The organism is Emcibacter sp. SYSU 3D8, assembly GCF_039655875.1.
Lineage (GTDB): Bacteria > Pseudomonadota > Alphaproteobacteria > SMXS01 > SMXS01 > RI-34.
Map to the genome: position 1 here is coordinate 117,438 of NZ_JBBYXK010000006.1, position 12,677 is coordinate 130,114.

Sequence of the window (12,677 nt, forward strand, 5' to 3'; positions counted from 1 at the left end):
ATGCCGTGGTGGGCTCCTGCACACATGACGATCCGGCCGCCCTTGTTGTGACATCGGCTTTGCGTGCAAAGTGCTGACCTCGAAGGGGAGACACCGCATGGCGCACAAGAAACCGTTCCGCTTTTCCTGGCAGGCGTTCAACGCCACCTCCGCGTCCCAGTGGCGCGACAAGGCCCGCCGCGCCGAGGCGCTCGGCTATTCCACTTTCCATGTCGCCGACCACTATATCGGCCCCGGTCCCGCGCTCGCCGCCACCAACCATCCGGTGCAGGACATCGCTGCGGTTCCCGCCCTCGCCATGGCCGCGGAGGCAACCAGCACGATCAACATCGGCGCCCGCGTGTTCTGCACTGGCTATCGCCCGGCGCCCGTCCTGATCAAGGAAGCCATGACCCTGGACTTCCTGTCCGACGGCCGTTTCGAACTCGGTCTCGGCGCCGGCTGGATCAGGAACGAATACGAGGCCATGGGCATTCCCTTCCCCAGCGCCGGCACCCGCATCAAACGGCTCGAGGAAACCATCCGCCTCGCCAAGGCCGCCATGCGCGGCGAGATGCTGCAGATCACCGGAGAGCATGTCCGCGCCGTCGACTACGAGGCACTGCCCCTGCCACCGCGCGGCAAAGTGCCGCTCATCGTCGGCGGCGGCGCACCCAGGGTGCTGGGGGTCGCCGGGCGCGAGGCCGACATCGTCAGCATCAATTTCAACAACCACACCGGCACCATCGGCCCGGAATCCCTCGCCAACTCCACCGCCGCCGAAACCCGCAAGAAGATCGGCTGGGTTCGCGACGGCGCCGGCGGCCGCTTCGACGATATCGAGATCGAAATCGGCATGATCTTTGTCGCGCTCGACGACAGCCAGCGCGCCGCGGCCGAGACCTGGGCGCGCATGTTCAACATCGGCCTCGATGACCTGACGGACTGCCCGCATGCGCTGATCGGTTCCGTCGACAGCGTCTGTGACGATCTGCATCGCCTGCGCGAGGAATTCGGCATCAGCTATATCAACGTCCAGGACCAGTACGGCGAGGCCTTCGCCCCCGTCGTGGCTCGTCTGACCGGCAAGTAGGCCGCACGAGCCCGTCCTATAGATCGCAGGCCACATATTCTGGCAGCACGGCGCCATGGAGGCGCCGCAATGTGGCGCTAGGTCGGCCTGCGTCTTGTACTCATTATGAAAGCCGTCCGGATGCTTACCCGCCGTGAATCGCTTGTTCTCGGATCCGCCACCGCCTGGCTGGCGCTGCTTCCCTCGCCCCTGTTCGCCAGTTACAGAACGAGGCTGCCCGCCGCCATCGCCGCCGCCGAGGCGCGTGTGGGCGGCCGCCTCGGCGTTGCCGTCTTGGATACCGCCACTGGCAAGCTGGATGGCCACCGCGCCGATGAGCGCTTCCCCCTGTGCAGCACATTCAAGCTGCTCGCCGTGGCATGTGTTCTCGGACGCATCGACAAGGGCGCCGAAAGCCTCACCCGCGAGGTACCGATCCCGTTCGGCGGCCTGATCGAACACTCGCCTGTCACCGGCGCCCACGCCGGCGGCGTCATGAAGGTGGCAAGCCTGTGCGAGGCTGCCATGACCATCAGCGACAACACCGCCGCCAACCTGCTGCTTGCCACCATCGACGGCCCTTCGGGCCTGACGGCGTGGCTTCGCGCGCTGGGCGATCCGGTCACCCGTCTCGACCGCATGGAACCCGATCTCAACGAGGCCGTACCCGGTGACCTGCGTGACACCACGTCCCCGGCAGCCATGATCGGCACCATGCAACGCCTGCTGCTGGGCGACGCTCTCTCCCTTGCATCGCGGGAGCGGCTGACAGGGTGGCTGATCGCCAACAAGACCGGCGGCAAGCGCCTCCGGGCGGGACTCCCGTCTAGCTGGCAGGTCGGCGACAAGACTGGCAGCGGCCAGAGGGGCGCGTCCAACGACGTGGCGATCATCTGGCCCCCCAAGCAACGGCCCTTGCTGGTCGCCGCCTATCTGGCGGACACGCGGGCTGCGCCGGCCGACCGGGATGCGACCCTGGCGGCGGTCGGAAGGCTCGTGGCCGGCTGAGAACGCCGCCACAAGAAGAGGCGTGCCGCCCGGTGGCCACACGCCTCTCAAGTCACAGTTCGTCTTGATGGAGCAGCGGCGCGAGTTGGTCGCGCCGCCTTTGAAGTCTGGCCTAGAAGTCGGCCCCCACTTCGATACCCCAGGTAGAGCCGATGCCCACCGTACCGGACGCGAACAGCGGCTGGATGATCGCCGGAGACTCGTAGCGCTCGTTGAGCAGGTTACGGCCGAAGAAGGTCACCCGGTAATTGTCCCAGGAATAGGTGATCGACGCACTGATATCGTTGCGCGCCCCGACCTTGCTCAGGGTCTGGTTCAGCAGGTTGCCTTCCACCTTGCTGATGTAGCTCCACTTGCCGTTAACCTGCAGTGCGCCCGGGCCGATGGGAATGACGTAGCTGGCGCCAAGGCCTGCGGTCATCTTGGGCGCATTGCGCGGCTTCAGGAAGGTCGCATCGACGATGCATTCCGGACGCCCGGTGCAATCGTCGTTGGGATTCACATCGGTGAAGAAGTCCTTGTACTTGGCATCAAGGATACCGATCGTGCCAAAGATATTGAACTCCTCGGTCACGGCCGCCTGCACTTCGGCCTCAATGCCCTGGTAGATCACGTTCGCCACATTGCTGAACACGGTGGCAACCGTATTGGTCGAGTCATCGAACTGGACCGCCGATTCCTGCTTGTTCTTGAACTTGTTGCGGAACAGGGCAATGTTCGTCTGCAGGCGGTTATCGAACCACTGGGCCTTCACACCGAATTCGAATGATTGCGAGGTTTCAGGCTCGTACTGATCGCGCTCGAAATCGGCCACGTTCTGGTTGACGCCGAAGAAGCCGCCCGAATGCCAACCTTCCGCATAGGACGCATACAGCAGAATATCGTCATTGGGCTTCCACGAGATGCTGGCCTTGGGTGAAATGTCGGTCCAGCTGTTCTTCAGGTCCGCGAAATCAGGGAAACCGAATTCGTTGACCCGCGACAGCGGGGCCAGATAAGCCTGCGCTGCGATGAAATGCTTCTTCTCGTAGCTCCAGCGAATGCCGCCTTCGATCGTCCAGCCGGGAGCGAATTCCCAGTCGGCATTTGCGAACAGGGCATGCGCCTTGGTCGACTGATCCTCGAAGAGCTTCTGCACCAGCTTGTCGCCATAGGGAACGTCGCCCGCGCCGACATCGCAATGCGTATTGCCGAAGGATGGCCTTCTGGCAAGGCAGGCGCCGACGGGCGTCAGGCCAGGATTGGCGGCCTGGGCGGCTGGGCTGAGCCATTGGTTCGTCGCCAGCGAGTAACCGCCGAGACCACCGACGAAGGTCCAGAAATCGCCGCCGGTTACCCAATCCTGGTCGAACTGGCTGTCCCAGTAATAATAGCCGACCAGCGCGTTGATCTTGCCGATCGACGCATCCCAATTGCCCTCAAGCCGCACTTCACCGCTGAACTGCTTGAACGAATTGTCGCGCTCGATGGTGATGAAGTCAGCCTCGGTACCGTCGAAATCGTACTTCCGGTACTCCTGCATCTTCCGGTAGCCAAACAGCGACACCAGCTTCACCTCGTCGCTCAGATTGGCTGTCATGTCGAGGGTGTATGCGGTCGTGTTGACCTTGCCCGGATTGGGCAAATCGGTCCGGATCTCCTTGCGGGGGAAGTCCAGTTCTGTCCGGCACGGCGCATTGGGCACCGCGCCGCCCGTTACCGCGCTGGCGAGGAAACACGACAGGAAGCCACCCGAATAGTTCGGATCGCTGTCGATGCCGGTCGGAGGAATAACCCCGGGGGCGAAGTTCCAGTTGGTCAGGTAGGCGCCACCCTGGCTGTGGTCTTCGAATCGCTCGATGGTCAGCTTCGCCTCGAACCAGTCGTTCGGCGTCGCGAGCAGCGTAACGCCATAATTCATGTAATCTTTTTGCGGCTGGGTCGAGTTGAGATAGGTATTCTTGTAATAGCCGTCGCTTTGCAGGTTGCTGAAGAACCCCTTCACCGCCAGCTTGTCCCGGACGATCGGGGCGTTCAGCACGGCGCGGAATTCCTGCTGATTGAAGCGGCCGTAATTGTACTGCAGCTTGGCGCCATACTCACCCGTGGGCCGGCTGCGCACCGCGTTCATCACGCCGCCGACCGTGTTCCGGCCATACAGCGTGCCCTGCGGGCCGCGCAGGATTTCGATGCGCTCGATATCGAAGTTCTCGATGACCTGTCCGGACAGCGAGCCCAGATAGATGCCGTCGATCATGATGGCGATCGGCGAGTCGAATGAATTGTCATCGGTGCGTGTCGGGCTGATGCCGCGAATGGTAATGGCGGCGGCGCCGGCGCGCGACGGATCGCTGTCGATCCGGACGTTGGCGGAGTAGCCGTTCAGATCCTTCAGATCGCGCACGGTCGCCAGTTTCAGTTCGCTGCTGATGGCGGTCATGGCCACCGGCACGTCCTGGATAGATTCCTCGGTCTTACGAGCCGTCACGAGAACCGAATCCACTCTGGGTCCGGCCCTGTTTGCCGATTGCAGGTCTTCCGCACTGACGACAGCAACCGGCGTGGGGGAATCCGCCCGCACTTCAGCTGCATTCGCATGGTGTAACGTTAAAAACAGGGCTGGTAGCGTCCACGCCGCCGCTCTGGCGGCGGGCGCAAGTCTGCCGCGCCCGAAGGGTCCCGATTTCATACTTGTTCCTCCCCAAAAAGTGACCGCCTCAAAGGTTCTCGGGGAAATCGGAAACCACATTCATTGGTGGCATCTCGTTACCCTTCCAACCGCGGACAACTTGAGAAGCCTGCCTCCTGGACCAGAGTTAATCAACGATTATTTTTTTATGAGTCCCTTGAATAAAACCACAACACATTGAGGAAAAAGACTTTTTGGATGACGATCCAATTTTAAGAAGCAATCATTCCGGTTTTTTGGGTGTTCCAAAGCCTGTGCCGCACAATTTGCCGCGTGCCGTGGTCGGGCCAAAAAGGAACGAGCCGTACCGCGGATGAGCGGCACGGCCCGATGGAATTGTCGCCCTTAGTGCCCGAACGCCAGGCTGCAGGGTCAGAACTCTCCCGTTACCTCGATACCCCAACTCCGGCCGGGACCGACGGTGCCCGCCGCGAACAGAGGCTGGATGATGGCAGGTGACTCGAACCTGTCATTGGTGAGATTTCGGCCGAATACCGACACCCGCACATTGTTCCACGAATAGCTGATCGATGCGTTCAGATCCTGGCGGGATGCGACCCTGCCGGATTCCAGGTTGACCAGGTTCCCTTCCACCTTGCTGATGTAGGTCCACTTCACACCGAGCGACAGATCGCCGGGACCAACCGGCACTGTATAGGTGCCGCCGAGACCGACAGTCATTTTTGGCGCGTTGCGAGGTGTGAGGAACGTCGCGTCGACGATGGTGCAGCAGCCATCCTGCGGATTGATGTCGGTCTCGAAGGTCGAATACTTCGGATCGAGAAGACCGATGGTGCCGAACAGCCGCAATTCCTCGGTCACCACGGCCTGCACTTCGGCCTCGACGCCCTGATAGACGACCGAGCCCACATTGCTGAACACGGTCACGACCGTATTGGTCGTCCCGTCGAAGGCGATGACCGATTCCTGCTTGTTTTTGAAGTTGTTGCGGAACAGGGCGATATTGGTCTGGATGCGGTTGTCGAAGAATTGCGCCTTCACACCCACTTCGATCGACTGCGACGTTTCGGGATCGTACTGATCCCGCTCGAAGTCCGAGACATTCTGGTTCACGCCGAAAAATCCGCCGGAATGCCAGCCTTTGGCGTAGGACGCATAGACGAGGATGTCCGGCGTGGCCTTCCACGACAGGCCGAATTTCGGCGAGACGTTGGTCCAGGACTTCTTGAGGTCCGCGAATTCCGGGAAGTTGTCGATATAGGCCCGGTCAAGCGGCGTGATGTAGGCCTGCGCGCCGATGAAGTGCTTCTTCTCGTGCGTCCAGCGCACGCCGGCGGTCGCGGTCCAGCCCGGCGAGAACTCCCAGTCCGCATTCACGAACGCAGCCTCGGAGGTGGTTTTCTGGCTTTCGAACAGCTTGTTGGGACTTTTTGGCCCATATGGCTGGTCACCCCAGGCGGAATCGCATCGCACCTGGCCGAACACCGTGTACAGGGGCGTCCCCGGGCCGCCCCGCGGCGCAAGGCAGGCTGCCGCCGGTGTATCGAACCCCGTATAGCCGGCAAGACTGGGATCTAGCCAGACGTTGTTGGCAAGCGAGTAGCCGCCAAGCGCCGGCACGAACACCCAGAAGTCACCGCCGGTAATCCATCTCTGCTCGAACTTGCTGGTGTAGAAATAGGCGCCGGCCACGGCGTTGATCTTGCCGATCGATGTGTCCCAACTGCCTTCCAGCCGCAGCTCTTCGCTGAACTGCTTGTAGCGGTTGTCCCGTTCGATGGTGATGAAATCGGCGGTGGAACCGTCGAAGTCGTATTTCCGGTATTCGTGCTGCCGCCTGAAGCCTGTGACCGACACGAGCTTCAGCTCATCGCTTAATCGCCCAGACATGCTGAGTGTGTAGGCGTTGGTCATCACCCGACCCGGGTTCGGCAGATCGGTGGCGATGTTCTTGCGCGGGAACGCCGTTTCCGTCCGGCAGGGGGCATTCTGCAGCCCGAAGGCGGCCGGCAGGAAACAGTCCAGGAAGCCGCCGCTGAAGTCATATTCCCGAGGATCCGTGGGCGGAGGAAACACCCCCGGCGCGTAGTTCCAGTTGGTGAGATAGGCACCGCCCTGGCTGCGGTCCTCGAACCGCTCCACGGTCAGCAGGGCCTCGAACCAGTCGTTGGGCGTCGCCAGAACGGTAATGCCGTAATTCTTGTAGTCCTTCTGGGGCTGGGTGGTGTTGAGATAGGTGTTCTTGAACCAGCCATCCCGCTCCTGAATGGTGAAGAAGCCCTTCACCGCCAGCTTGTCGCGCACCACGGGTGCGTTCAGCACGGCGCGGAACTCCTGCTGGTTCCACCGCCCGAACGTGTATTGGAGTTTGGCGCCATATTCGCCGGTAGGCCGGGACCGCACCACGTTCAGCACGCCGCCGACCGTATTGCGTCCATACAACGTTCCCTGGGGACCACGCAGGATTTCGATGCGTTCGATGTCGAAATTCTCGATCACCTGCCCCGAGAGAGAACCGAGGTAGATGCCGTCGATCATAACGGCGATGGGCGAATCCAGCGAGGTGTCGTCGGTCCGTGTCGGGCTGATGCCTCGGATCGTGATTGCCGCCGCGCCGGCACGCTCGGGATTGCTGTCGATCCTGACGTTTGCCGAGTAGCCGTTCAGGTCCTTCAGGTCTCGAACCGTGGCCAGCTTGAGTTCCGTCGTGACCGCCGTCATCGCCACAGGCACGTCCTGTGCCGATTCCTCGGTCTTGCGGGCCGTGACAAGGACAGAATCAACCTTGGGCCCCGATTTGGGGGCGACATTTTCCGCAGCCACCGGCTGGGCTAAGGCACCCCCGTCACCAAAAAACACTGTCGAAGCGGCCAGCGCGGCCGCCACGAGACCGGACGCAAGGCGCCCAGACCCGAAAACTCGCGAATTCATAGCTCCCCTCCCCAGATAATGGCCGCCCCAGAAAGCGTCGGGAGAGAACGGATTCCGCATTCAAATCGGCGAAACCTCGTATCCACGGGCGCCATGCAGCCAAGGATGCAAGGCTACCCTGCGGAAAATGCATTAATCAACGGATAATATTTTTGACCAGGCGGTTCAGATATCTCAACCCCTTGTTTTCACGCAGGATTCGGCTGATTTTTTTCTCGTCTGCCCTCTAGCGCCCGTCCATAGCCTCTCGGAACCGTACGGCCATGCTGTCAGGGTCGGTGGCCCATCCTTGCTCATCAGCCATGATGGTGAACAGCCTCGCCTTCATCGCGAGGCCCTGCTCTGGCGTGAGACGCGTATGACCGTCAGCGAGGCCGCGCAGGACCACGACGAGTTCGTTGAGCGCCTGCTGTTTGGCATGAGGACGGGGCATCACCCACCCTTTGGAAAGCCCATGAATACCCGATGCTACCGCTAGCCCGGAACAGGCTCAGCCCGCTTTCGTACCAATCGACTGTTTTAAGTGGGCCCGATTGGGTCGGCCCGAGGGATAAACGGGAAAACTTTACGCAGGCTGCGTTGTTTCGGACCTGATCCACAGATCCCTCGGTATCCGCAGCGCCAGCGTCTCGACGAACTCAAACCGGTTTCGCCCTTCGGACAGCGCAAAACCCATGCGCCGCGCGAGCAGCCGCTCGAACGCCGAATTCATCTCCTGCCGTGCCAGCGGCGAGCCCAGGCAATGATGCGTTCCCTGCCCGAACGCCATGTGCGACGCCGCGTTCCTCCGGTCCAGATCCAGCACATCGGGATCGGTGAAGTGCCGTTCGTCCCGGTTCGCGGCGCCGAAGCGGATGTGGATCACGCTGCCCTTGGGAATGAATGTTCCATGCAGTTCCATGTCCTGCACCACCTGCCGCTCCAGCCCCTGAGTCGGCGACTGCAGACGCAATGCCTCCTCGACGAACACCTTGATCTTCTCTGGCTCGTCTCGCAGCCGCGACTCCAGGCCCGGTGTCTCGATCATCAGCCGCATGGCCATGGCGAGTCCGTTGGTCGTGGTCTCGTTGCCGCCCACCAGCACGTGCTCGGCCAGACTGACCGCCTCATTGATGTTGAGCGGCCGTTCGCCATTGTAGAGCCCCTGGGCGATGTCGGTGATCAGGTCCTCCTGCGGATTGCTGCGTTTCCTGTCGAACCATTCCAGCAGGTATTCCTGCAGCTCGACTCCCTTTTGCGCCACCAGCAACTCACGCTCGGGCGACAGGGAATAGGAATGCACCTCCACCCAATAGTCCGACCACTCCTTGAGCCGCGGCATATCCTCGGCCGGAAGGCCCAGGATGCGCGTGATCATGATCAGCGGCAGCGGCACACAGAACGCCTTCACGAAATCGACATCCTCGTCGTCCGGCATCTTGTCGATCAGATCGTCGACGACGCGTTCGATATAGGGCACCAGCCTGCGGATGCGCCCCGCCGTGAACGCCTGGTCGACGATCTGCCGGTAGGCCGTGTGCACGGGCGGATCGTCGCCCATGGCGTAATAGCGCCGCAGACCCTTTTCCTCGAAAACCTTTCGCGCCGCCGGTGTCCGGACCAGCGATCCCGCTTTCTTCATCGAAAGTTCGGTAGTGTTGCGCAGCACAGCGTGCAGGTCGTCGTACCGGGTGACCACATACATGCCCAGATCCGGCATGCGGTAGACCGGCGCCACGTCGCGCAACGTCTTGTAGGCATCGAATGGACACGCCTGGATCGCCGGATCCATCAGGTTCACCCGCGCCGGATCGAGACCCTCTGCCTCGTCCCTGTCACCCGCGCCGCCTGTATCGGCAATAATATCAGTCATCGTCTCCTCCCCTGCTGTCGCCCCGCCGCCATTACACGCCCCCTCCGCTCGTCAGGCAACCCGCCAGTGTCGGAGCCGGATCGCCGGCGCGCCGTTGACCTGGCACACAGCCCTTGCTTTGGTCCGTCCAGCCGTCGCACTCTTCGGGTCCAAGGCAGCCAAAGTAAAGGCACGTGCCCTCATGCGCTTCATTCCCCTCGTCGCCACCCTCGTCCTCGCCATCGTGGCCGGGCTGCTGTGCCTTTTCAGTCTGTACTGGCTGGTCGCGGCCGTGCCCCTCGCCATCATGTCGATCCTTGGCCTGACCGATCTGCTGCACGCCACCGATCCGCTGCGCCGGAACTACCCGCTCACCGTCCGTTTCCGCTACCTGCTGGAATGGATCGGGCCGTTCATGCGCAGCTATGTCGTCGACAGCGACGAGGAAAGCCTTCCCTTCCCGCGCGATATCCGCCGCATGATCTATGGGCGATCCCTCGGCGAGGGCGAGCCCAAGCCATTTGGCAGCGAACTGGATTTCGACAAGCCCGGCTATACGTGGATTCATCACTCCATTGCCGCCAAACCGCCCGCCGAGCCGCGCTTTCGTATCGATATCGGCGGCCCGCGCTGTACCAAGCCCTATTCGGCTTCGGTATTCAATATCTCGGCCATGAGCTTCGGGGCCATCGGCGCCAATGCGGTCGAGGCGCTGAACCTGGGTGCCAGGCTGGGCGATTTCGCTCACGATACCGGCGAGGGTGGCTACTCGCCCTACCACCGCAAGCATGCCGGCGACATCATCTGGGAGATCGGATCCGGCTATTTCGGCTGCCGCACGCCCGACGGCAACTTCGATCCGGAGCGCTTTCGGGTCCAGGCCGCCGATGACCAGATCAAGATGATCAACATCAAGCTCAGCCAGGGCGCCAAGCCGGGCCACGGCGGCATGCTGCCCGGCGCCAAGGTCACGCCGGAAATCGCCGCCACCCGGGGCATCGAGCCCTGGAAGGACTGCATCTCGCCCAACTTTCATTCCTCGTTCTCGACACCGGTCGGCCTGCTGGAATTCACCGCCCAGCTGCGGGACCTGTCGGGCGGCAAGCCCGCCGGCTTCAAGCTGGCCATCGGCCACCCGTGGGAGTTCCTCGCCATCTGCAAGGCCATGCTGAAAACCGGCATCTATCCGGATTTCATCATCATCGATGGCGGCGAAGGCGGCACCGGCGCCGCGCCGCACGAATTGCCCGATCACGTCGGCATGCCGCTGATCGATGCTCTGACCTTCGCTCACGCGGCGCTCTGCGGCACCGGCTTGCGGGATCACGTCATGCTCGGCGCCAGCGGCAAGATCGTCAGCGGCTTTTCGCTGGCCCGCGTCATGGCGCTGGGCGCCGATTTCTGTATGGCGGCGCGCAGTTTCATGTTCTCGCTGGGCTGCGTCCAGTCCATGCGCTGCCACGCCGGCACCTGCCCCACCGGGATCACCACCCAGGATCCTCTGCGCCAGCGGGCCATCGTCGTACCGACCCACGCGGAACGGGTCCATAACTTCCATGCCGCCACCGTTGCCAAGCTGGCCGAGATTGTCGGCGCCGCAGGGCTCGACCATCCGGACGAGTTGCGGCCCGAGCATCTCTATATGCGCCTCACGCCGAACGAGATTCGCTCGGCCGCGGATCTCTATCCCCAACTCAAGGCGGGTGTGCTGCTGAGCACGCCGGAAGAAACGCCCTTCGCTGCATTGTGGGAGTTGGCTGATCCCGACCGCTTCGCACCCAAGTCAATCGCGGAACGCCCGGATATTTCCGAGCGTCCGGTTCGCGCCACGGTAGGGACCCATCCGCGCGGCTGACCAGGTGCCGCGGCTTGGTCCGTGATTTCAGAATGCGGCTTGGTCCGTGATTTCAGAATATTGTGGGCGGCCCTGTTGGCGGGCGCTTGGAGCCTATTCGACCTCTACGAGGTTGGCGTCGACGCATGCTTCCATCACCGCCATCATCGCCTTGAAACTCGCATAGAAGGCGGCCTGCAATTCTTCGGTCTGGATCGCGCCGGGTTTTAGCCTGTAGCCGCCGCGCTTGTCCTCCATGACCATGCCTGACGTCACCAGTTCCTTCAGCTTGCGCCTGACGGTTTCGCGGGGAAGGCCGGTCGAATCTGCGATGGACAGTGCATTGGACGGCACCTGCAGTTCGGCGGGAATGCGGACATCGATCGACACGTACGGCTCCCGTTGGGTCGTCGCCATCAACCGCTGGATGTTCGACGCACCCAGTGCATGGACGATCAGGAGTTTCGCCAGGTCGTTCTGGACATGCTGGCTGTAGGTCGGCAGCACTTTGCAGAAGCACTCCGAAAGCTCGTAGAGAAAAACGCGGGACTTTTCGCGGAACTCTGGTTGTGAAGCGATCTTCAGCCGGCGCTTCCCGCGCCGCGCCGGCGAGGCCGTCTCTGCCGAGGAGCGGGATTGCGCCTTGCCATCGTGCAAGCGTTCCATGTCGTGCAACCTTCCGTCGCGCCCCCGGCCTCACAATGCCCGACCAACGCTGCCTGCGTCATGTCAAATGCACGGCCCTTCTCAATAAAATTTACATTCCTTAACAAATGTAGACGGATCGCGGCCGCCCGCCCGCCGTCCGGTAGAACCGCCTACTGCAGGCTCTTGACGCGCGACTGGTGCAGCTTGACGAATGACAAGGTCTCCGAGGCGTAGGACCTGAGCCTGTCGTCACCGCCTGAATGGGCATAGTCCGACAGGAGTTTGGCACTGTGGTCGTGCGATGCCTGCTGCGCGGCAAGGAATGCCTTGTCGAACGCCTCGGCCTTCGCCGCCTTCAACCGGTTGAGCCGCGCCGTGTAGTCGGCATTCAGGCGGGTCACCGCATGCTTGGGCGCAAACGCGACCAGCCGGGAATTGGCCAGCGACTGATCCTCGACGATCTCGCGTGCCAGTTTTCGTATTTCTGGATTGGTGGCCCGATCGAGCGCCAGCTGCGCGGCTTCCACGTCGAAGAGCCCCGCCAGGCTGGCGGCGCGCGCAAAGGCGGCGGCCGCCTTTTCTTCGTGCGGCGTTTCCGCCTGCGACACTGCCGCAACCTTCTCTCCGGCGTCGGCCCCGCCGCTTGTGAGAAGGAAAGCGGCCACCGCCGTCCAAACGATGGAACGCATGAGATCCTCCTACTGTGATGCCGCAGGTGAACGTCCCGGCCGGTCGCCGGTTCCCT

At 62.3% G+C, this 12,677-nt stretch carries 8 protein-coding genes; 3 read left to right on the plus strand and 5 right to left on the minus strand.

Annotated features, from left to right (window positions below; genetic code table 11):
• Positions 1–97 precede the first annotated feature (97 nt).
• Complete coding sequence (locus WJU21_RS17920; RefSeq protein WP_346324836.1) at positions 98–1,072, plus strand: TIGR03621 family F420-dependent LLM class oxidoreductase; 975 nt, start codon at positions 98–100, stop codon at positions 1,070–1,072.
• A gap of 120 nt (positions 1,073–1,192) precedes the next feature.
• On the plus strand, positions 1,193–2,059 hold the full coding sequence (gene bla, locus WJU21_RS17925; protein ID WP_346324837.1) for a class A beta-lactamase: 867 nt from the start codon (positions 1,193–1,195) through the stop codon (positions 2,057–2,059).
• A gap of 112 nt (positions 2,060–2,171) precedes the next feature.
• Here the strand turns inward: bla and WJU21_RS17930 are convergent, their stop codons facing one another.
• From WJU21_RS17930 to WJU21_RS17940, 3 genes are all read right to left on the minus strand, one after another.
• Positions 2,172–4,526 carry a TonB-dependent receptor gene (locus tag WJU21_RS17930; RefSeq protein ID WP_346324838.1) on the minus strand — a complete coding sequence of 785 codons (2,355 nt, stop codon included), beginning with the start codon at positions 4,524–4,526 and terminating at the stop codon, positions 2,172–2,174.
• A 573-nt stretch (positions 4,527–5,099) separates the two neighbouring features.
• Positions 5,100–7,421, minus strand: coding sequence for a TonB-dependent receptor (locus tag WJU21_RS17935; RefSeq protein ID WP_346324839.1), 2,322 nt, complete (start codon positions 7,419–7,421; stop codon positions 5,100–5,102).
• A gap of 763 nt (positions 7,422–8,184) precedes the next feature.
• Positions 8,185–9,471 carry a cytochrome P450 gene (locus WJU21_RS17940; protein ID WP_346324840.1) on the minus strand — a complete coding sequence of 429 codons (1,287 nt, stop codon included), beginning with the start codon at positions 9,469–9,471 and terminating at the stop codon, positions 8,185–8,187.
• A gap of 181 nt (positions 9,472–9,652) precedes the next feature.
• Here WJU21_RS17940 and WJU21_RS17945 point away from each other — a divergent pair, with 181 nt between their 5' ends.
• Complete coding sequence (locus tag WJU21_RS17945; protein WP_346324841.1) at positions 9,653–11,305, plus strand: FMN-binding glutamate synthase family protein; 1,653 nt, start codon at positions 9,653–9,655, stop codon at positions 11,303–11,305.
• 93 nt (positions 11,306–11,398) lie between these two features.
• Here the strand turns inward: WJU21_RS17945 and WJU21_RS17950 are convergent, their stop codons facing one another.
• The gene (locus tag WJU21_RS17950; protein ID WP_346324842.1) at positions 11,399–11,950 is read right to left on the minus strand and encodes a hypothetical protein; all 552 of its coding nucleotides are present in this window, start codon (positions 11,948–11,950) and stop codon (positions 11,399–11,401) included.
• Between the two features lie 152 nt (positions 11,951–12,102).
• Positions 12,103–12,621: a DUF4142 domain-containing protein gene (locus WJU21_RS17955; RefSeq protein ID WP_346324843.1), complete on the minus strand. Its 519-nt coding sequence runs from the start codon at positions 12,619–12,621 to the stop codon at positions 12,103–12,105.
• Positions 12,622–12,677 lie beyond the last annotated feature (56 nt).